The 18,772-nt window shown below is 51.1% G+C and carries 16 protein-coding genes; 3 read left to right on the top strand and 13 right to left on the bottom strand.

The window, feature by feature from the left end; genetic code table 11:
• Positions 1–9: 9 nt before the first annotated feature.
• From RBH92_RS08360 to RBH92_RS08340, 5 genes are all read right to left on the bottom strand, one after another.
• The gene (locus tag RBH92_RS08360; RefSeq protein ID WP_307931645.1) at positions 10–756 is read right to left on the bottom strand and encodes a class I SAM-dependent methyltransferase; all 747 of its coding nucleotides are present in this window, start codon (positions 754–756) and stop codon (positions 10–12) included.
• A gap of 23 nt (positions 757–779) precedes the next feature.
• Complete coding sequence (gene motB / locus RBH92_RS08355) at positions 780–1,694, bottom strand: flagellar motor protein MotB (RefSeq protein ID WP_307931644.1); 915 nt, start codon at positions 1,692–1,694, stop codon at positions 780–782.
• Positions 1,695–1,733: 39 nt separating this feature from the next.
• Entirely contained in the window at positions 1,734–2,594 is an 861-nt protein-coding gene (gene motA / locus RBH92_RS08350; protein WP_307931643.1) for a flagellar motor stator protein MotA, read from the bottom strand.
• Positions 2,595–2,757: 163 nt separating this feature from the next.
• The gene (locus tag RBH92_RS08345) at positions 2,758–4,575 is read right to left on the bottom strand and encodes an ABCB family ABC transporter ATP-binding protein/permease (RefSeq protein ID WP_307931642.1); all 1,818 of its coding nucleotides are present in this window, start codon (positions 4,573–4,575) and stop codon (positions 2,758–2,760) included.
• A gap of 21 nt (positions 4,576–4,596) precedes the next feature.
• Entirely contained in the window at positions 4,597–5,865 is a 1,269-nt protein-coding gene (locus RBH92_RS08340) for an NRAMP family divalent metal transporter (protein ID WP_307931641.1), read from the bottom strand.
• 173 nt (positions 5,866–6,038) lie between these two features.
• On the opposite strand from RBH92_RS08340, the gene RBH92_RS08335 reads away from it, so the two are divergent.
• A complete protein-coding gene (locus RBH92_RS08335; RefSeq protein WP_292923781.1) occupies positions 6,039–6,443 on the top strand; it encodes a hypothetical protein in 405 nt (134 codons plus the stop codon).
• Positions 6,444–6,449: 6 nt separating this feature from the next.
• Here RBH92_RS08335 and RBH92_RS08330 read toward each other — a convergent pair whose 3' ends face one another.
• From RBH92_RS08330 to RBH92_RS08320, 3 genes are read right to left on the bottom strand one after another with little or no spacing between them, the layout of a single operon-like run.
• Positions 6,450–6,752, bottom strand: coding sequence for a hypothetical protein (locus tag RBH92_RS08330; protein WP_307931640.1), 303 nt, complete (start codon positions 6,750–6,752; stop codon positions 6,450–6,452).
• A 30-nt stretch (positions 6,753–6,782) separates the two neighbouring features.
• On the bottom strand, positions 6,783–8,501 hold the full coding sequence (locus RBH92_RS08325) for a cation:proton antiporter domain-containing protein (RefSeq protein ID WP_307931639.1): 1,719 nt from the start codon (positions 8,499–8,501) through the stop codon (positions 6,783–6,785).
• Between the two features lie 34 nt (positions 8,502–8,535).
• Positions 8,536–10,419 carry a hypothetical protein gene (locus RBH92_RS08320; RefSeq protein WP_307931638.1) on the bottom strand — a complete coding sequence of 628 codons (1,884 nt, stop codon included), beginning with the start codon at positions 10,417–10,419 and terminating at the stop codon, positions 8,536–8,538.
• 204 nt (positions 10,420–10,623) lie between these two features.
• On the opposite strand from RBH92_RS08320, the gene RBH92_RS08315 reads away from it, so the two are divergent.
• Positions 10,624–12,363, top strand: coding sequence for a dihydroxyacetone kinase family protein (locus RBH92_RS08315; protein WP_307931637.1), 1,740 nt, complete (start codon positions 10,624–10,626; stop codon positions 12,361–12,363).
• 222 nt (positions 12,364–12,585) lie between these two features.
• Complete coding sequence (locus tag RBH92_RS08310) at positions 12,586–12,768, top strand: HVO_A0114 family putative DNA-binding protein (RefSeq protein ID WP_307931636.1); 183 nt, start codon at positions 12,586–12,588, stop codon at positions 12,766–12,768.
• A gap of 118 nt (positions 12,769–12,886) precedes the next feature.
• Here the strand turns inward: RBH92_RS08310 and RBH92_RS08305 are convergent, their stop codons facing one another.
• From RBH92_RS08305 to RBH92_RS08285, 5 genes are all read right to left on the bottom strand, one after another.
• Entirely contained in the window at positions 12,887–13,177 is a 291-nt protein-coding gene (locus RBH92_RS08305) for a hypothetical protein (RefSeq protein ID WP_307931635.1), read from the bottom strand.
• Between the two features lie 202 nt (positions 13,178–13,379).
• Positions 13,380–15,707, bottom strand: a complete 2,328-nt coding sequence (locus RBH92_RS08300; RefSeq protein WP_307931634.1) for a nitric oxide reductase activation protein NorD — start codon at positions 15,705–15,707, stop codon at positions 13,380–13,382.
• A gap of 56 nt (positions 15,708–15,763) precedes the next feature.
• Positions 15,764–16,570 (bottom strand): CbbQ/NirQ/NorQ/GpvN family protein, encoded by an 807-nt coding sequence (locus RBH92_RS08295; protein ID WP_307931633.1) that lies wholly within the window; start codon positions 16,568–16,570, stop codon positions 15,764–15,766.
• Between the two features lie 272 nt (positions 16,571–16,842).
• A complete protein-coding gene (locus RBH92_RS08290) occupies positions 16,843–17,199 on the bottom strand; it encodes a ribulose bisphosphate carboxylase small subunit (RefSeq protein ID WP_107803688.1) in 357 nt (118 codons plus the stop codon).
• A 79-nt stretch (positions 17,200–17,278) separates the two neighbouring features.
• Entirely contained in the window at positions 17,279–18,700 is a 1,422-nt protein-coding gene (locus RBH92_RS08285) for a form I ribulose bisphosphate carboxylase large subunit (RefSeq protein ID WP_292923801.1), read from the bottom strand.
• Positions 18,701–18,772 lie beyond the last annotated feature (72 nt).

Here is an 18,772-nt window from a genome sequence, read left to right as displayed (position 1 = left end):
AGGTGATTGTCATAACCGCCAAAGATAAAGCGTGGAATTGGAAAAATCGTTCAAGCGGATGCTTTGATCAGGCGCAACACCAGGAATAACGAAAGTATTGCTGATTAACAGACTGCCGGGACGCATTTCTTTTTTTGCCTTTTGCCACAGCGAATTCATCGGCACTGGCGATAAATAGGCATAAACCACGTCATAACGTGAGAAATCGTGTTTCCAGAAATCTCCCCAGCGCACATCATATCCCGAACCCAACAAGCTGCGTAATTTGCTGATGACATAAGGCACCGGCGCGGATTCGATGCCATGAAAAGAGCCGTTATCATGAGCATTGGCAAGATTTTTTAATAATCCGCCGCAGCCGCTGCCCAGATCAATAAACGAAAATTGTTGCTGTTGAGGTAATAAAGTCTCAAGCGCCTGATTGACACTCTCGCTGGAAAGGTACAAAGGCACTTGGGTCACGAACGATTTGCCATAGATTAACAATAAACCCAGGAACAGCAATAAATACCAAGTTGATGAAATATTTAATGTCAAAGCGGCGATGACCAGCGGCATGAACAGAAGATGCATGGGCATCCACCATACCGGTAATCTCGCAACAAAACTCAATAAGCCGGCTAGCAATGCTTGTAAAATCACCCACTCCAATAAGCCGGCATTGGCGGAGAATAACGCTATTAAGACCCCTGAGGTAACAGTCGCTGTAATTTGGATCAACAATGCAGCGATGCTTGGATGAAAACGTTTTAGCATGTGATAGCAGTCCGCGAGAGTTTTTAGGGATTTTCCAGCAATTCGGTGCTCGGTTGATCCTGCATATCGATATCGATGGTCGGGTTGTCCATCGTCACCGCTTTCTCAGCCCGCTCGTTCATAACCACGATACTGATGCGGCGGTTGATCGGGTTGAGCGGATCGTCCTTGTCAAAAAGAACTGCCGAAGACAATCCGATGACTTGCAGGATTTTATTGGTATCCATGCCGCCGACAACCAATTCGCGCCTTGAGGCATTAGCGCGATCCGCCGATAATTCCCAGTTGCTGTAACCTTTGTCGCCTGAGGGGAACGGCTTGGCATCCGTATGTCCGGAAAGACTGATTTTATTGTCGACGTCGTTCAGCATTTTGCCGATTTCGCGCAATATGGTTTTGGTATAGGGCTGTAATTCCGCTCTGCCCAACGCGAACATCGGGCGGTTTTGTTCGTCGACGATTTGAATTCTTAAGCCGTCCGAAGTGATATCCAATAGCAATTGATTAGCGAATTTTTTGAGCGACGGATTGTTTTCAATCGCTTCTTCGATTTTTTGCTTTAATCCTTCCAATTTGACGCGCTCCGCCCGTTCCCGGATGATTTTCTTGGTTTGGGCATCGTCATCCTTGATCGCGCCTTTCTTGACTTCGCCATGCTGGCGTGTCAAATCGGTACCGCCGCCTTTGAGTACGCTATTGCTTTCACCAATCGACGATCCGCCCATCAAAGCGACCTTCAGCGGCGTTTTGAAATATTCCGAGATGCCTTCCAATTGACTTTTGGTCGACGATCCCAGTAACCACATCAACAAAAAAAACGCCATCATTGCGGTTACGAAGTCGGCATACGCAATTTTCCAGGCGCCGCCATGATGGCCGCCCGCAACTTTCTTGATTCTTTTGATAACTATCGGTCGCTGTGCAAGATCGTCAGCCATAATTGTTCCTGTAATTCAGATGGAATAAATATTCAATAATTACTTGGACTTGCTTTGTTTGACATGCTCTTCCAACTCCAAGAAAGACGGTCTTTCGGTCGTGAACAGGACTTTTCTTCCGAACTCCACTGCCAAAACCGGCGAGTAGCCGTTCAGATTGGCAAGCAGGGTAATTTTGATACATTCGAACATCTTGCTGGATTCATGGAGATTATGTTCAAGCTTTCCCGCCAATGGGCTGACAAAGCCGTAAGCCAGCAAGATTCCGAGGAAAGTACCGACCAGCGCCGCAGCAATCAAAATTCCCAATTCGCTGGGCGGCAAATGCACCGACTCCATGGTATGCACCACGCCCATTACCGCAGCCACAATCCCGAATGCGGGCAATCCGTCGCCGAGTTTCGATACCACATGAATCGGCACTTCACCTTCTTGATGGTGCGTTTCCAGTTCGCTGTCCATCAAACTCTCGATCTCCAGAGAATTCAAATTGCCGCCCACCATCAGGCGCAGATAATCTGTAATAAACTCGGTGATATGATGATCCGCCAGGATATCCGGATATTTCGTGAAAATCGGGCTATTGGAGGGATCATCGACATCGCCTTCGATCGACATCAAGCCTTCTTTACGTACCTTGCTGAGAATTTCGTACAGTAGCGTCATCAGGTCCATATACAACGCTTTGGTAAACTTCGAGCCTTTGAAAACGGTCGGCAATGCTTTCATGGTGGCTTTAATTGCTTTATTCGAATTGCCGACAACGAATGCCCCAACAGCGCCTCCACCAATCATGAGAAGCTCCACAGGCTGCCACAGCGAAGCCAGGTGGCCCCCGGCCAAAGCAAATCCGCCGAAAACAGAAACAATAATAATGAGATAACCAACAGATACGAGCATTGCGATGACTCCCTAGAATGTAATTACGCAATTGTTGATGGCAAATTCTGGAGTGTGAAGTTATCACATCCGTCTAACATTCATTCGCAGGGATAAGGTTGGTTTTTTCCCGGTATTTTCCGGTTTTTTATTTTCGCGGAAGAAGAAGCTTTGCTGTAAACGGTTAACTGACAGTGGCGGTTGTTTGCTTTGCTTGCGTAGTTTCTTCTTGCTGTTGTAATTCCCACATACGGGCATAAGTGCCGTTGGCCGCAAGCAATTGCTGATGCGTGCCGCGTTCTATGATGCGGCCCTGTTCCATCACCAGGATCTGATCGGCATCGGCGATCGTCGATAGCCGGTGCGCGATCGTTAGCGTGGTGCGATTGACCGCGATGCGCTTTAATTCGGCCTGAATGCGTTTCTCTGATTCCGAATCCAGCGCCGATGTGGCTTCGTCGAAAATCAGGATTGCCGGGTTTTTCAGAATCGTGCGTGCAATCGCTACCCGCTGCTTTTCACCGCCGGATAATTTCAAACCGCGTTCACCGACCACCGTTTCATATTTCATCGGTAATCTTTCAATGAAATCATGAATATGAGCGGCACGTGCCGCCGCGAAAACTTCATCTTCCGTTGCGTCCGGGCGTCCGTACGCAATGTTGTAGTAAATACTGTCATTGAATAACACAGTATCTTGCGGCACGATGCCGATGGCTGCGCGCAAACTTTGCTGGGTGATGTCGCGGATATCCTGATCGTTGATCAGGATACAGCCCGATTGCACATCATAGAAACGGAACAACAAACGTGCCAGCGTCGACTTGCCCGAACCGCTGTGACCCACCACCGCAATATTCTGTCCGGCGGGAATGTCAAAGGTGACATCGAACAAGATTTGGCGATCCGGTTCATAATAAAAATGGACATCGTGAAAACGGATCGTTGCATGACTCGTATTAAGCATAAGCACATGCGCATCCGGCTTATCCTTTATTTCCCGGTTTTCGTCGAGCAGGGTAAACATCCGTTCCATATCCGCCAGTGAGTGTTTGATCTCCCGGTAAACGAAACCCAGGAAATGGAGCGGCATGTACAGCTGCAGCATGAATGCGTTGATCAACACCAGGTCGCCCAGTGTCATGCTGCCGGAGATCACATGATCGGCCGCGAGAAACATCAGCAGCGTAACACCGACGGCGATGATGGCGCTTTGACCGGCATTCAGGGTGGCAAGCGATGTTTGGTTGCGCACCGCGGCTTTTTCCCAGGCTTGCAAATGCTCGTCGTAGCGCCGTGCTTCCCAATTTTCATTAGCGAAATATTTGACGGTTTCATAATTCAGCAAACTGTCGATCGCTTGGGTATTGGCTTTTGAGTCCATGTTGTTCATAGTGCGGCGGAAAATCATGCGCCACTCGGTCACAATCAACGTGAGCGCGATGTACGCCAGTAAAGTGGCGGCAATAATGACGGCAAACCGGATATCGTATTTTCCGGTCAAAATGGCCAATACCAGGCCGATTTCGAGCAAGGTCGGCAGGATATTGAACAGCATGAAATTCAATAAGAAGGAAATACCTCGCGTGCCGCGCTCGATGTCCCGCGAAACCCCGCCGGTTTGGCGCTCCAAATGAAAGCGCAAGGACAACGAATGCAGATGCATGAAAACCTTGATTGCAACCCGCCGGATTGCGCGCTGCGTGACTTTGGCGAAAATGGCGTCGCGCAGCTCACCGAATAAAGTGCTGCATAATCGCAGCACACCGTAGCCGATCAACAAAAATGCGGGCAGTACCAGTTCCGCGCGCGGCTGATCCAAAGCGTCGACGATTTCTTTTAATACCAGCGGCACCGAGACATTCGCGAGCTTTGCCAATACCAAAAGTGCGAGCGCCAAAATGACCCTGACTTTGAATTCCCATAAATAGGGCAACAGCGACGCGATTGTTTTCAGGTTATTACGCGTGGCCGCCGGTTTTTCCAGACGAGTGGGACGCATCACAGGTTTTCTTGAATGTTCCTATAACAGCAGATAAAAAATCGAACAAGCGGATAGCGCAGCGACGCCGAACCAGCACCAGATCCACATGAGTTTACCGGGACGGTATTGATCGGGCATGTGACGGCTGAAAACCGCTTGCATGTTTAATATCGCAATGATGGGCGCAGCCACGAATGAAATGACGGTGGCGATTTTGACCATTTCGCGCATGGAGGTCATGTAAAAGAACAGGATAAACAAAGTACCCGCTATTAAAATTGCCAAGCTGATCATATACGTGAAGTGAGGATTTCGTTGCCGAATCCGGCCGGGGAATAACAATTCCAGCGAAGCGCTGATCGAACGCGGGAATGCATCCAACACGGTCAATGTCGTGCTGAACATCGTGGCAATAGCCGCAATGGCGACGATCGGATACGCCCAGTCACCCAGGGCTTGCTGGTACATATCGAGCAATTGCCCGGCGAATGCCGCGCCCCCGGCGGCAAAAGGAATGCCGCTGCCATACATTACCAACGCGCCGAGCAATAAAAAACAAATGGCCAGAAACGCCGTTCCGATAAAGCCCACACGGAAATCAAACAAGGTTTCCCGCAGCGATGCGATTTTGCCGTCGCTGTCGTTTTTACTTTTTGCCCAGATTGAGTGCCATATGGATAGATCCAGCGGGGCCGGCATCCAGCCCAGAAATGTCGCTAGAAAGATCAAATGCGCGGTATCCGTGAAGGTGAAAGAAACAGTGGCGGTCTTATGATGTCCCGGATTGTCGAACAACAGCATGATGACGGCGGCGATCGACGTAACCGTCAGTATCAAGATGATGATTTTCATCAACTTATCGAGCAGCACATAATGACCGCTGACTAACAGTGTGAACGAGATCAACAACAACAGGCTGCCGATGATGAATGCAACCATTTGCGGATCGTGCCCACCTAGTCCATCGAGTCCGAATATATTGGTAATGAGACCGGCGGTCACAACCGTAATGGCCGCTTGCACGATAAACATGGTGGCGATTGCCATCAGCAGATAAAGCCATACCGCCCATTTACCGAGTTTCAGATAACCATGCAGAATGTGCTGTCCGGTTGCTGCGGTATAGCGTGGACCGAATTCAAAAAAAGGATATTTGATGGCATGAATAATGATGATGGCGATAATCAATTCAAAGCCGAACATGCCGCCGGCTTGCGTTGATTGCACCAAATGGGAAACACCGACAGCCGCGCCCGCATACAATAAGCCTGGTCCGAGGCGTGAAAGAAAATGATTAATCAATGTCATGGATCCCTTGTGCTTTCTTTAGTCAGTCGGTAGTGATATTTTACTTTGGAATTCAGCCAAGCTCACCGGTAAGATAGCCAGCAACAATTTTTCCTCCGCTGCAATACGGCTTGATTGAAGATTAAATACGATTCATCATATGCCATTATCACGACGCTTCGCGGAGGTTGGAAATGGAAATTACCTGTTACCGTGATCCCGAAATTGGCAGGGAAACGCGCTATTTGCCGGCGAAATCATATAATCTCGCGATTACTTTGCTGTCAAAATGCGTAACCCGCCATTTGTTTGTGCCGATTCGCAGCATGCAATACATGGCGATCATCGATCATGATGAGTTTGTGTTTATCGATGGCGAGCGCAAATGCTGGATCGACATTGCCTGGTGCAATTTTAAACGCCATGATCGCAATACGCTTGATGAACCGGTTGCCTATGAAGCCATTTATTATCGTGATCATATGCCGGAAATTATGTTGCGGTTACAGCGCGAATTTCCGCTGGCGCTGCAGCTTCTGGAAAGCAAGTCGAAACTGGACGGACCTGCGCGGATCATTCACTTCCCCGCGAAAGCTTGACCGGCATTAATCATCATCGCCCAATTCGGCGTTCCAGCCGTTGCTTTTTGCGTATTTGATCGCTGCTTCGTAAATCGCGGTATGCCGTTCGCGGAGTTCGTCCGGTAACCGGCTTGGCAGATGCGCATAAGGCTCCCAAGCTTCATGAACCTTTTCATATAAAGTCTGCATCTGCGAAGTGCTCCAGCCCGCGCAAGTTTCTGTTTCAGGCAAGATCCCGAATACCCAGGCATCCCGCACGATCCGCCCGAGGTGCGTGAGTCCGCCGTTAATATCGTCATGAATGCCGGCATAATTTTGTTCTGTCATGGATGATTTCTCTTGATAGTTTTCTAAAGATTAAGCGTTCTTTTGCCGGGATTCTGTTTTAGCATCGAACCGGTCCAAAATATGATGCGTCATGCTTTTAGCCAGTTCTTCTTCACCGAAGAATACTGTTCCCAGATTGTCGTTACGCAATAATTTTGTTTCGTCTTCGCTGCGGGTGCGCAATACGATTTCGATGCCGGGGTTTAAGGTGCGCGCGGTATCGATCATGTGCCGCACATTCAGTGGATCCGCTGTAGCGATCACCAGCATCGCGGCATCGGTAATGTGCGCCTGAATCAGCACCGAGGGTTCGGTGGCGTCTCCGGATACCGCGTTTGCGCCTTGTTTGCGCAAGTCTTGCACTAATTCACGATTCTGTTCCGCCACGATATACGGAATGTTTTTTTCACCCAGCGCATGCGCGATACGTTCTCCGACGTGACCGTAACCCACCAGCACCACTTGCCCTTCGAGAAATTTCCGCTCGGTGCTCATCGGCAATTCCGCGTAGGGATCGTCGCGGTTCTCGTATTTCCGCGCCAACGCGGAATGTTTCAGAATGAGATTTCTGAACGGCGTAACCGCGGCAAATGCGATTGGATTGAAAGCGATGGAAATCAGCGCTCCGGCGAGCACCAGACTCATGCCTTCGGCGGGCATCAGGCCAAGAGACAACCCTAATCCCGCCAAGATAAAGGAGAATTCTCCAATCTGCCCGAGACTGGCGGCGACCGTTAGCGAAGTATTGAGCGGGTAACGCATGATCAACACCAGTAACATGGCGGCCATGGATTTGCCGACGATGATAATCGCCGCCACCGCTAAAACCCGCATCGGTTCTTCGATCAATACCGTTGGATCGAACAGCATGCCGACGGAAACAAAAAACAACACGGCGAACGCATCGCGCAATGGCAGTGATTCCTCGGCGGCGCGGTGACTGAATTTGGATTCGCGCATCACCATGCCGGCAAAGAAAGCGCCCAGTGCAAACGAAACATTAAACAATGCGGCTGCGCCGTAGGCGATGCAAATGGCGACAGCGACGACTGCCAATGTGAACATTTCACGCGAACCGGTGCGGGCAACTTGCCACAGCAGCCACGGCAGCACCCGGCGGCCGACGATCAGCATCAGTGCGATGAACGCTGAAACCAGCAATAATGTAATGCCGATGGTATACCATAGCGGATCGGTCGGATTGCCGTTTTCATTGGCGCCTCCCAGCATGGTTGCGAACGATGGCAACAACACCAGAATCAGAACTGTCACTAAATCCTCGACGATCAGCCAGCCAACCGCGATGCGGCCGTTCATGGATTCCAGCACGCCACGCGATTCGAGGGCCTTCAGCAGCACCACGGTACTGGCGCACGATAGTGACAAGCCGAGCACCAGTCCGGCGCCGGTGCTCCATTCCCACGAAGATGCCAAAGCCATGCCTAAAACGGTGGCAACCGCCATTTGCACAATTGCGCCGGGTACTGCAACGCGCTTGACCGACAGCAGATCATCCAGAGAAAAATGCAAGCCGACGCCGAACATCAGCAGCATGACGCCGATTTCCGACAATTGCGACGCAATGCCGATATCCGCGACAAACCCTGGCGTGGACGGGCTGATCGCAATGCCGGCCAGCAGGTACCCGACCAGTGCCGGCGTTTTCAGCCGCTCCGCGATAAAACCGAAAATCAGAGCCAGGCCAAAACCGGCTGCAATTGTCGTGATCAATGTAATGTTATGGTCCATAAGATTCCAGGATTATAAATGGTTGATTTGTACTTCAGGGTACTTCAGCCGGATGGTTGTCCGCTAACACGGGCGTCGTTAAGAATCTTTCAAATTCGAGACGCTCTTCTTCGATGGCTTCCAGAATCTGGCGCTTGAACTCGTCGCGGGAAAATGCTTCTTCCAGCATCAGCAAGAGCTTTTCCACAGTCAAACCAATAGTGATGCCGCCAATGATACCACCGATCATCGCGCCGATTGCCGTACCGATACCGGGAATGAACGAACCCAATGCGGCTCCCGTTGCGGCGCCGGCGGCGGCACCGCCCAAGGCGCTGACTGCTTTGCCGGCGGTTACTTTGATCAATGCTTGCGCGCCGAGTTTGATGATGCCTTTGCCAGCCACTTTGGCGGTAATCTTCCCGGCGATCGCGCCGGTAATCGCACCTGCGGTGCCGATACCGCCGGAAATCAGCACACGGTTTTCCAGGTTGACGATGACGCTATGCGCCGGCGGTTCCTTGAGGGCATTCAAGGAAGCATGCCGGACAATTTCCAGTTGCGCTTCGCTGACCGGTTCAACGCGATTGTCGGCCAGAATCCGCTCCACCTGTTGCAGATGTTCGGCACGTAACTGCTGGTTGTTTTGCAATACTTCTTCAATGGATTGCTGGACCGGGCCAAAGGCATTGCCTCGCATCAAATAGTTTTGCAATTTTTCGCTCATCCAGTTTTCCAAAACACCGGTAGCCAAGGCCAGAATCCGTTCGTATTCACCGGGCAGGCTATAATACCAATCGAGATACGCATCGACGTTATCGACCATCTGCTGAAAACCGGTGCCGGTGGTTTCACGCAGTTTTTCCAGCGAGGACTCCATTTTACTGAGGGTATCGAGGTAGGCCCGCTCAATTTGTTCCGCAGTGCCGGGTTTGTAGTAATCGTCCCCGATCATTTCCACGGTTTGTACGACCTTTTGCTGCGAAGCGCGGATTTCCCCGACAGTTTCAGGATTGGAACGCAGCCAGGCATCGACATAGACCGTGGATGGCACATAGATAAAGAAAACAAAAAAAGTCGTGAAGGCCGAGGTAATCGCCCAAGCCCAGGGCGATACCGCCGGCGGTTCATCGCTATCCTGGATGGGGGCAAGGATCCGCCGGTATTCCGGCAAAGGCAGCATGAAACTGGAAATCCCGAGCATGACGTTATAAAAAAACACCAAACTGCCGGCGAACACGCAGCCAAGGTATAACACGTCGCTTAAAGACTGCAGGCTGCCCAGCGCGTAGCGCTTCATGCCTTCGACAAAGCCCAGCAGCCGGTTGGTTTCGAGAATCAAAATGCTATTGGTCGTGCCATCGAGTTTTTGGCTTTCCGCCGCGACCGCTTCTGACAGTGACGCATATTGGCGGGTAGTATCGGTGTGATCGACCAAAACGATAAAAAGCGCCGCCATCGTTACGGCTGTTAGCCAGCGTGACCAGCTAAGCGATTTATGTACTGCGATATAGGGTTTGTATTCTCGCGCCGCAACAGATGAAAAAAGTGTGTAAATAACAGCGAATGCCGGGATGGCGGTGAAAAAAACAACCCATTCCTGCTTGTCGGCGGAGCCGAGATAACACAACAACAAGAATGAAAATACCACCGCCCAGAACAACCAAACGAGATAAGCCAGTATCCGCCGGGTGAACAACCAATGCAAAATACCCAGTTTTTGGAACTGATTGGCGCGGTATATTCTCTCGATCGTCACCGCGTAAATCGCGGCGCAATAGATGGGCAATCCGAATAGCAAGGTAACCAATAGCGCAAACCACAATTGCTTATCCGGAATCAATTTTCCAAAATAATAAGCGAATCCCAGCCAAGCCGCGGACAAGGTTGAAAATACAAGAATCCGGGTAAAATTCAAATGTTGAAACGCTGAAAACAATGCAATAATTCCTTTGTGACCGGCAACTGGCGTGATTTAATTAGAGGGCAGGCTGACTTGGCGCACCTGCATGATTCATTAATCCGATTTTATCAGACTACCGGGTAGCGGGATAATGTTCGTAACCTGCGTCAAACACAATTCCAAGCGGTTCACAGTAAAGCGCTATGATGATTATTTTTCAGCTCCGGGATTTAATTAGCAATGACTTATTTATTCAATGATCCGGCGCAATTTGCGGCGGAATTGGCGGACGGTTATGCCGCCGCGCATCGTGACAAAATCCTGCGTGTCGATGGCGGCGTGATCCGGCGGCATAAAGCCAAGACCGGGCAGGTCGTGGTGGTGATCGGCGGCGGTTCCGGGCACTATCCGGCGTTCGGCGGTTTTGTCGGTCACGGATTGGCGCACGGCGCCGCGCTCGGCAACGTCTTCGCCGCGCCGTCGGCGCAACAGATCTGTAATGTGGCGCATGCCGTCGATGCGGGCGGCGGAATTTTGTTTTGCTTTGCCAATTACGCCGGTGACGTGCTCAATTTCACCCAAGCGCAGGAACGTCTGCGCGCGCAGGGTATCGATGTCCAGTCGGTGGTGGTGACCGATGATATCGCCTCCGCGCCGGCGCATGAGCAGCACAAACGCCGCGGCATTGCCGGTACGCTGGCGGTATTCAAAGCGGCGGCGGTTGCTGCGGATGCCGGAAAACCGATTGATGAAGTCGTACGGATTGCGGCTGCAGCCAACAGCCGGGTGCGTTCACTGGGTGTAGCGTTTTCCGGTTGCACATTGCCCGGCGCTGCCAAGCCTTTATTCGAAGTCGAACCCGGCATCATGGAAGTCGGCATGGGCATCCACGGCGAACCCGGCCTGGACCGGGTCAAGGCGCCAAGTGCCGATGGCTTGGCGGAACTGCTGGCGGATAAACTGCTATCCGAGATTCCGGAAACTGTGAACAATATTTCCGGGGCACGGATCGGCGTCATCCTCAACGGTCTCGGTGCGGTGAAGTACGAAGAATTATTCGTGGTCTATCGCAAGATCGAGCAATTGCTGACGGCGCGCGGGCTGATCATCGTCGCGCCGGTCGTGGATGAATTAATCACCAGCTTCGACATGGCGGGCGTATCGTTGACGTTGTTCTGGCTCGACGATGCGCTTGAACAGAGCTGGCTGGCGGCAGCCGATACACCGGCGTTTCATCGCGGCGTGGTCATGAGCGCCGGACCAATGATCGACCATGTCGTCGAATCGAAGGGTTCGCGAGGCAAATTCACCATCAGGTCCGGTTCGCCGGAATCGCAAGCAGTCGTCAACATTGTACTGTTGGCGTTTGAAGCGGCGCTCGGAGCCATCGAAGCGCAACAAGACGAATTGGGACGTTTGGATGCCATCGCCGGTGACGGCGATCACGGCATCGGCATGCAGCGCGGATTGAAAGCTGGTGTCGATGCCGTCAAAAAAGTCATGGCGTTTCAAGCCGGGGCAGGGACGGCATTAACGGCCGCCGGCGACGCCTGGTCGGATCGTGCCGGTGGTACCTCGGGTATGTTGTGGGGCGTCATTCTGCGCAACTTTGGCAATTCTCTTAGTGATGAAACCAAGCCGGATGCTTCAATGATTGCGGCAGGGGTCACGGCGGCACTGCAAGCTGTTATTGATGTCGGCAAGGCGCAGCTTAACGACAAAACGCTGGTCGACGTGCTCTATCCATTTTCCGCCGCGTTGACAAAAGGAGCCGCTCAAGGACTATCAATCGCGGAAGCTTGGACAGCCGCCGCGGAAATTGCCCAGCAATCCGCCGAAGCGACCAAGAATCTCATCCCCAAAATCGGCCGCGCCCGGCCGCATGCGGATAAAAGCATCGGCAACCCCGATCCTGGAGCGGTTTCGATGGCTTTGATTATTGACGCAGTAGGCAGAATCATAAGAAGGCGATGTTTTTGATTGATAACATAGCCTTCTTACTTTTCTGTCGGAGAAATTGACAAAAGCCGGAGAAGGCGACCACCGTCACTGGGGTTATCGGGAAACCGATTACGTATTTACCAGTCTGGAGAAAATACTAGCTGATTTCCAGCAAGATATTGAGAGGTGGAATCATGAAAACGGTTATTCTTGACGTGCGGGAGCCGAAGGAAGCAATGACTGGCTTCGCGCGAGTCTGGCATGCGAATCAACAACAGGAAGCGGATCGCACCAGCTTCGCGGCGGGTGGCGCGCGATGTCAAAGGCGTTCACGGCGATGTGACGGCGTTGCTGGAAGCGGGATTGCTTAATCGTACCGAAAGCGGCGCGATTGAATTTTCTTATGAAGCAATCAAGGTAGAGTTTTTGTTGCAGGCGGCTTGATGATGGAGATATTGGAGTTTTTGGTAATTGATGCGCCTTCTGGTGTCGGCGCATCCTACCGTGCTATTTATCTACCCAAATTCGATTTTCTTTAGAAAAAATTATTTGCAATCGATCTTTACTTATCTTTCAAGTCCTTACTTATTTCGTCAATTTTTTCGGCTGCATCATCAAGCGCTTTATCAATTTCCTTGCCCGCACTTTCTGCCGGCCCATCCGATGCATCATTAAGCTCTTCAATTTTCTCGGCGGCTTTTTCTATGGCGCTATCAATCGCTTTTTTACTGCTGTCGATAGATTTATCAATCTCCTTTCCGGCCTTTTCCGCAGGGCCTTCCTGCTTACCGGAGCAACCTATAAGAGCCAGTGATAAAAAAACCGAAGATATAAACAATGTGAATTTATTCATTTGGATACCTCATTTGAAGAAAGCAAAATAAAAAAAGTGCCACCACGGCATGGTAGCACCCATCAATTGCTTCGACAAATATGAAATAAATCCAGCAGAAATAAGCTTTGCCAAAGATTCCATATAATCTTAGAGAAACAAAGCAATATCTTGCATTTGATTTCTTTTGATGTCAGCGATATAGCTTACTCCTACTTTATTTCTACCGCGTCAACCCCGCATACAACACCGGCAGTTTCTCCGGCAGCCGTTCCACATGATCGACCACTAAATAATTGCGTTCGCCGAAAATGCGCGAGACGTATTGATCGGCGCGCGGATCCAAGCTCATGCAGTAGGTGAGGATGCCGGAGCGGCCAGCTTCTTCGACGGCTTTTTTGGTGTCGTGGCGCAGGTATTGCGGGTCGCGCACGTCGACATCCGCTGGTTCGCCGTCGGTGATGACGAGCAGCAGTTTTTTTGCCGATTTTTGCAGTTTCAAATAGTGCGTGGCATGACGCATTGCCGCACCCATACGGGTCGACAACTGTCCGGTCATGCCGGCGAGCCGGGCTTTGGGAGTTTCGTCGTAAGGTTGATCGAAATCCTTGAAGCGGAAATATTCAACGTCGTGCCGCCCATCCGAGCAGAAGCCGTGGATGGCAAACGGGTCGCCGATTTTGTTGATGGCGTTGGCGAGCAGCACCGTGGCTTGACGGGTTAGATCGAGCACGGAGTAGTCATGACCGGCGACTTTCTCGTTGGTCGATTCGGACAAATCGAGCAATACCAGCACCGAGATGTCGCGCACTTTGCGCACCGAACGCATCATGATGCGCGGATCGGGTTGCATGCCCATGCGGATGTCGATCATCGAACGGATCGCAGCGTTGATGTCGATTTCGTCGCCGTCTTCCAGTTTGCGGATGCGGCGTGTTCCTTGCGGTTGCATGGCGTCGAGCAGGAATTTCATGCGCGCGATTTCGCGTTTGTACTGGTTGGCGATGTCGTCGATGCATTGCATGTCACCCAATTTGGCGCGTTTTTCCTGCACCGTCGCCCAATCCGGACGTTCCAATTGAATCTGGTAATCCCATTCGGAATAGTGATAGGGCGCCGAGACCGGTTCCTTGCCTTCCATATCGTTGTACGAGACGCCCATGTCTTCGTACGGGAAGAATTCAGTACCCATGACCCAGATTTCCTCTGCGTCGTCACCGGCGGTTTCCACGTCGAGTTCGTTGGCGAATTCCATCACATTAACGTATTTCCGCACTTGTTTCGGCGCATCGTATCCGGCGGACAATGATTTGTTGAAGTCGAATTCCTCGAATTCCCAGAAATAGCGGTTGTCGTCGCGGTATGGCGCGGTGAGGACGTCGGTGCGCGGGTTGTACGGAATTTTTTTGTCCATGAAGCTGTGCGCGAGCTGCACACCGATATCCCAAGAGGTCTTGTGGCTATCAAGCTGGTCTTTTGCGGCTTTAAACAGTTTGCGGCCTTCCGCGATCCACGGGTCCTTGTCTTTATAATCCGGATCGAGCAGGGCGCGCGCCAGACGGTTGAGGTAATCACCCATTGACGCATTCATGTCCGGCGTGGCGCTGTGCAGCACCGACCAGGTGTGACGTAATCCGGGAAAACGGCGGATCGACAGTTCTTCGATGCGTGCGTCCTCAATGACGGAAATCACCGCCATTTGCAGCGGGTTCAAACTTTCCGCGGAAATCGGTTGTTTGGTTTCGACTAAATGCGCAGCGGCATGCGCGGCAGCGGCGCGATAGACTTCGGTCGCTGAAATGTCGCCGAACGCATCGTAAGCATCGGGCAGATGGATGAAATAGTTCTCGATGAACGGTTTGTAGCCTTCACGGGTTTCAAAGTCGCCGGAAGTCGGTCTCATGAAGAAATCGCGTCCCCACAGCGCGCGTAAATACATGTTGATGCGGCGCTGCACGTCGACAAACAAGGTGCCTTTGCGTTCTTTCTGCAAGACCGCGAGCGACTCTTTCGATTCCAGGCCGAAATAGCGGATTTGCTCTTCGTAATCGGTGCGGTGCGCATGCGCGCCCCACATGGCCCAGCGGCGCAAGCCGCCGAGGGTTAGTTGTCCAAAGAGAATGTCCAGTTTGTTGAGCATGGGACGCATACCACGCGGAGCCTGGGCGATTAAAGTATTCAAGAATTGCAGATAATTTTGGAATAGCTGCGCATCACCGAGACGTTTTGCCGCAGTGGGGGAGGTTGCTAATACCAGCTCAATCACGGCGCCCGAAGTTCTTGAAGCAAGCGAAAGCACGGTAGTCGCCAGGTCACTGATAATATCTTCACCAATTTCTTTGGTGACTAATGGGATTTCGTCGATCCAGCAATCCACTAAACTGCGCCCGCGTCCTAATCCGCGGATCGCCGATGCGCCTTTCAGATAGTTATCGAGTCCACGCGCTGAAAAAGTCTTCACTGCTTCCGGCCAAGCATGATTGAGCAGCTCGATTGATTCCGGCTCCAGATCCTCGAGCAATTCTTTGTAATCGTCCAGATTGATACTCATGGCAACACCTGTTTACGTTTTAAAACATTTGATAGTTATCGCAATTCATCCAAGTCTTAGTTGAAGAAAGTGCTGACAGCCGCGTCCAGCGCATCACGCATATCCGGGTCGTCGGTGATCGGACGTACCAAAGCTACGCGGCATGCCGCGTGCGCGTCGACTTTCTTGACGATCAGGCTGCCGGCGTAAATCAGCATCCGTGTGGAAATGCCTTCGTCCAAGCCGTGGCCTTTCAGGTTACGCGCGCGCTCAGCGATCGATACCAGTTTTTCCGCGATGTCGGTCGATACGCCGGATTCGTGCGCGACAATTTCGCTTTCGATGTCATGGCTTGGGTAGTTGAAATCGAGCGCGCCAAAGCGTTGCTTGGTCGATTGTTTCAAATCTTTCATCAGGCTTTGGTAGCCGGGGTTGTACGAAATCACGATTTGAAAATCCTCGTGTGCTTGGATCAGTTCGCCTTTTTTCTCCAGCGGCAGTACGCGGCGGTTATCGGTCAACGGGTGAATCACGACGGTGGTGTCCTGACGCGCTTCCACAACTTCATCGAGGTAGCAGATGGCGCCGTAACGCGCGGCAACAGCGAGCGGACCGTCTTGCCAGCGGGTGCCGTTGGCATCCAGCAGAAAACGGCCAACCAGGTCGGACGCGGTCATGTCTTCATTACAAGCAACGGTGATCAGCGGTTTTTTCAGTTTCCACGCCATGTATTCGACAAAGCGTGTTTTTCCGCAGCCGGTCGGGCCTTTCAGCATCATCGGCATGCGCACTGAATAGGCGGCTTCGTAGAGTTTCACTTCATCCGCGACGGGATGGTAATAAGGTTCTTTTTTGATGCGATATTGATCAATGATAGTGCTCATGACAGACTCCTATAGAAACAGTCTTTATCGAGATGCTCTCGAGTAATTGCAATCCAAATTCCGGTTAAAAAAAACCCCCTGCCCTGTTAAAGGGAGAAGGGGGTCTTGGCAGGCTGTTGAAAAACTATCTACGTTGTCGCTGCGGTGTTAAAAACAAACTCAAGATGCTCATTTATTATGCATAAACTGCGCTTTTTCGCTTGTTTTGCCTTGCATCGACTGCCTCGAAAACGTTTTTCAACGAACCTTTAGGGTTCGAACCCCGTTATTACTTAAACAGTCTTGCCGCGGTATATCACCATGGCGGTGCCTTGGGACTGGTTGAAATTGTTGTAACCAATTAAACGAACATGATTGTTCGGATTGGCTTTATGACAAGCGGCGGCTTCTGCCAGCACGCGCTCTACATCAGTTTCACCGAACATAGGCAGTTTCCACATATACCAGTAGGAATCCATTACATACTCAGGTTCGGTATGTTCAATAGCTGGGTTCCAGCCTTTACTGATTAAATACTGCACTTGCTTTTTGATATCTTTGTCAGCCATTGCAGGCAGGTAGGAAAATGTTTCAAACTTACGGCTTGCTGGATCGCTGACACGTGATTTGTAGTCTATTACTTCGCTCATTATTTATTCCTCAATTTTAGGGAGATGAAGAAGAAAAGTGATATTAACTATTCGCTTTTCTTCTTTGGTCATGTATTGCTTACTTGTGGGCTACGTCGAGCTTATCAACCGTATCGAACTCGAACTTGATCTCTTTCCATGTTTCCATGGCGATTTTCAGTTCTGGACTGCTTTTCGCTGCCTTGGTCAAGATCGCTTTGCCTTCTTTCTCGATTTCAATACCTTGGTTACGTGCTTCAACGCAAGCTTCCAATGCCACACGGTTAGCAGCGGCGCCGGCAGCATTACCCCATGGATGACCTAAGGTGCCACCACCGAATTGCAAGCAGGCATCGTCACCGAAGATCGAGACCAGCGCTGGCATGTGCCATACGTGAATACCGCCCGAAGCTACTGGGAATACACCTGGCATAGAGCCCCAGTCTTGATCGAAGAACAAGCCGCGGCTGCGGTCTTCTTTAATGAATTTATCGCGCATAGTGTCGATCCAGCCGAGGGTTGCGGCGCGATCGCCTTCCAGTTTACCAACGACGGTGCCGGAATGCAGGTGATCGCCACCCGATAAACGCAGCACTTTGGTTAAAACGCGGAAATGAATACCATGGTGCGGGTTGCGATCGAGTACCGCATGCATCGCACGGTGAATGTGCAACAGGATACCGTTGTTACGGCACCAGTTAGCCAGGCCTGTGTTAGCCGTTAGACCGCCGGTCAAATAATCGTGCATAATAATCGGCGCATTCAATTCCTTGGCAAACTCGGCGCGTTTGTACATTTCTTCCGGGGTTGGCGCGGTAACGTTCAAATAGTGACCTTTGCGTTCACCGGTTTCACGTTCTGCTTTATGCACGGCTTCCATCACGAATTCGAAACGATCGCGCCAGCGCATGAACGGTTGGCTGTTAACGTTCTCATCATCCTTGGTTAGATCCAGACCGCCACGCAGACATTCATAAACCGCGCGGCCATAGTTTTTGGCGGATAAACCGAGTTTAGGTTTGATGGTGCAACCGAGCAACGCACGGCCATATTTGTTCAGGCGATCGCGTTCCACTTGAATACCGGCTGGAGGTCCGCCGCAAGTTTTGACATAGGCAATCGGGAAACGCACGTCTTCCAGGCGCAAAGCACGCAGCGCTTTAAATCCGAATACGTTACCTACGAGTGAAGTCAACACATTGACTACAGAGCCTTCTTCGAACAAATCGATTGGGTAAGCGACGAAAGCATAAAAACAAGAATCATCACCAGGCACGTCTTCAATCTTATAAGCACGGCCTTTGTAGTAATCCAAATCGGTCAGCAAGTCGGTCCACACTGTGGTCCAGGTGCCGGTGGAGGATTCTGCCGCTACTGCAGCTGCAACTTCTTCGCGAGGTACGCCAGGTTGTGGTGTAATTTTAAAACACGCCAGAATGTCGGTATCCAGGGGCGTGTAATCCGGGGTCCAATAAGTTTGTCGATATTCTTTTACACCAGCATTATATATTTTTACGGCCATGATGATTTCTCCAGTTAAATTCCCTTTCTATATCCAATCGCTGAAGCCAATGAACATAACAGGGTGTTGCAC

The organism is Nitrosomonas sp. sh817, assembly GCF_030908545.1.
Taxonomy (GTDB): domain Bacteria; phylum Pseudomonadota; class Gammaproteobacteria; order Burkholderiales; family Nitrosomonadaceae; genus Nitrosomonas.
The sequence above is the reverse complement of the archived record's forward strand: the minus strand, read 5'-3'. Positions and strand labels throughout refer to the sequence as shown.

Excerpts from the sequence above, each read along its gene's own strand:
- RBH92_RS08360 (WP_307931645.1), bottom strand. The coding sequence starts at position 756 with ATGCTAAAACGTTTTCATCCAAGCATCGCTGCATTGTTGATCCAAATT.
- motB (WP_307931644.1), bottom strand. The coding sequence starts at position 1,694 with ATGGCTGACGATCTTGCACAGCGACCGATAGTTATCAAAAGAATCAAG.
- motA (WP_307931643.1), bottom strand. The coding sequence starts at position 2,594 with ATGCTCGTATCTGTTGGTTATCTCATTATTATTGTTTCTGTTTTCGGC.
- RBH92_RS08345 (WP_307931642.1), bottom strand. The coding sequence starts at position 4,575 with ATGCGTCCCACTCGTCTGGAAAAACCGGCGGCCACGCGTAATAACCTG.
- RBH92_RS08340 (WP_307931641.1), bottom strand. The coding sequence starts at position 5,865 with ATGACATTGATTAATCATTTTCTTTCACGCCTCGGACCAGGCTTATTG.
- RBH92_RS08335 (WP_292923781.1), top strand. The coding sequence starts at position 6,039 with ATGGAAATTACCTGTTACCGTGATCCCGAAATTGGCAGGGAAACGCGC.
- RBH92_RS08330 (WP_307931640.1), bottom strand. The coding sequence starts at position 6,752 with ATGACAGAACAAAATTATGCCGGCATTCATGACGATATTAACGGCGGA.
- RBH92_RS08325 (WP_307931639.1), bottom strand. The coding sequence starts at position 8,501 with ATGGACCATAACATTACATTGATCACGACAATTGCAGCCGGTTTTGGC.
- RBH92_RS08315 (WP_307931637.1), top strand. The coding sequence starts at position 10,624 with ATGACTTATTTATTCAATGATCCGGCGCAATTTGCGGCGGAATTGGCG.
- RBH92_RS08310 (WP_307931636.1), top strand. The coding sequence starts at position 12,586 with ATGCGAATCAACAACAGGAAGCGGATCGCACCAGCTTCGCGGCGGGTG.
- RBH92_RS08305 (WP_307931635.1), bottom strand. The coding sequence starts at position 13,177 with ATGAATAAATTCACATTGTTTATATCTTCGGTTTTTTTATCACTGGCT.
- RBH92_RS08300 (WP_307931634.1), bottom strand. The coding sequence starts at position 15,707 with ATGAGTATCAATCTGGACGATTACAAAGAATTGCTCGAGGATCTGGAG.
- RBH92_RS08295 (WP_307931633.1), bottom strand. The coding sequence starts at position 16,570 with ATGAGCACTATCATTGATCAATATCGCATCAAAAAAGAACCTTATTAC.
- RBH92_RS08290 (WP_107803688.1), bottom strand. The coding sequence starts at position 17,199 with ATGAGCGAAGTAATAGACTACAAATCACGTGTCAGCGATCCAGCAAGC.
- RBH92_RS08285 (WP_292923801.1), bottom strand. The coding sequence starts at position 18,700 with ATGGCCGTAAAAATATATAATGCTGGTGTAAAAGAATATCGACAAACT.